The sequence below is a fragment of the uncultured Campylobacter sp. genome (assembly GCF_938018035.1).
Lineage (GTDB): Bacteria > Campylobacterota > Campylobacteria > Campylobacterales > Campylobacteraceae > Campylobacter_B.
In genome coordinates this window covers 1-1,802 of sequence record NZ_CALIJF010000292.1, presented here as the reverse complement: position 1 = coordinate 1,802, position 1,802 = coordinate 1, and the positions used below count along the sequence as shown (strand labels likewise).

Sequence of the window (1,802 nt, the reverse complement as noted above, 5' to 3'; positions counted from 1 at the left end):
CGTTTATCAGAGCGCGGGCAATACTTACGCGCTGCTGCTGTCCGCCGCTAAGCTTGCTCGGTAAGCTCTTAGTGCGATCGCCAAGTTCCAGCTTATCCAAAAGCTCCACCGCCCGTTTCGTCCGTTCGCTTGCCCTTACGCCCGCATACACCGCAGGCAGCGAGACATTTGCGGTAGCATCCATCGTGGCGATGAGATTGTATTTTTGAAAGACGAAGCCGAATTTTTTGCTTCTAAGCGCCGCAAGCTCGTCGCCGCTTAAATTCGCGGTTTCGCGACCCTCAATCTTGTAGCTTCCGCTGCTAGGCGTATCAATGCAGCCAATTATATTCATAAGCGTCGATTTTCCACTTCCGGATTGCCCGATTATCGATATAAACTCGCCCGCTTCGATATTTAAGTTTACGTCCTTTAGGACGTGGATTTCGTTATCGCCGAGAATGAATTTTTTGTTTATATCTTTAAGCTCTAGCATCTTTACACCATAAAATTTTAACTAAAACACCATCGGAGGCCCGTCCATATTTAACGGCGCGGCTTTTCCGTCGGCGATAAGCACCTCATCTTTTTCATCCAAACCGCTTAAAATTTCAGTATTCAAATCGTCGCTGACGCCCGTTTTTACGTATCGCTGCTCGGGCTCTTTACCGTTAAGCACAGTGACGTAATCGCCTCCCCCGTCGCGCTTGATAACTGAGGTAGGCAGGTAGCTCGTATTGTTCGCTTCGCTTACGATTATGTTGTTTTCGGTCGTCATTCCGATCTTTAAAAAATCGTTTTCGTTATCCACGAGCATCTTTGCGTAAAAATAGATCGCGCTGTCGCTGCTACTCGAAGAATAAGACGATCCGCTAGAGGTTTTATCGTACGTCCCGTCGCTAAGCGTGGTAAGACCGGGGTCGATCTTGTAAATTTTAGCCTTTTTGATATTATCCAGATCCGATAGTATGGAGTATTCTACGTCCATTCCGACCTTTACTTTGGATATATCGCCCTCGGCTATTTGCATCTTGATCTCCATCTTGCTTAGATCGGCGATCTTTACGATCGTAGGCGTAGTTTGGTTGGAATTTACCGTTTTGCCCTCCTCTACCGGCATTGAAACGATCGTACCGCTTATCGGAGCCGTGATCTTGGTGTAGCCGAAATTCGTCTCCGCCGTGCTTAGCTGAAGTTTGGTCTGCTCGATCTGCGCCTCGATCTGCTTCTGCTCGGCCTCTTTTAAAGCGGCGCTATTTTTAGCGTTTTCCACCGCCTCTTTGGAAGCGGCGTTTCTTTTATACAGCTCAAGCTCGCGGTTATACTGCGTTTTAGCGTTTGCCGCGGCGATCTTTGCCGAAGCCAAATTTGCCTCGTGGATCAGAAGCTGCGCCTTTTGCTGCGCAATCTCGTTTTCTTGCGTGACCGAGTCGATCTGCGCTATCATATCGCCCTTTTGAACCTTATCGCCCACTTTGACGTAGAGCTTTTTGATCTGACCGCTTACCTGCGCGCCCACGTCGACCAAATCCCTAGCATAAACCTCTCCCGCAGCCGTCACCGTGCCTCTGATGCTGCCCTTCTCAAGCCTTGTGGTAAGGGCCTTCGGCGCCTCTTCTTGCTTAAAAAATTTACCGTATAAAAAATATATCGCAATAAAAATAAGTACGATAGAGCCGATAAATTTCAAGGTTTTTTTCATTTTGCCAACTTCAAATAAAATAAGGGCTAATTCTAATGTAAAAATATAAAATTTTAGTTAAATACTAAATTCTTTGCTCGCGCAGGGCGTAAAATTTCATGATCTTTTTATGTAAAATTAG

At 46.4% G+C, this 1,802-nt stretch carries 2 protein-coding genes; both read right to left on the bottom strand.

The genetic code is table 11. From position 1 onward, the window contains the following. Positions 1-475: ATP-binding cassette domain-containing protein (locus Q0257_RS08810; protein ID WP_298024173.1), on the bottom strand; the 475-nt coding region annotated here is incomplete at its 3' end. A 21-nt stretch (positions 476-496) separates the two neighbouring features. Further along, positions 497-1,681: an efflux RND transporter periplasmic adaptor subunit gene (locus Q0257_RS08805; RefSeq protein ID WP_298024170.1), complete on the bottom strand. Its 1,185-nt coding sequence runs from the start codon at positions 1,679-1,681 to the stop codon at positions 497-499. Positions 1,682-1,802 lie beyond the last annotated feature (121 nt).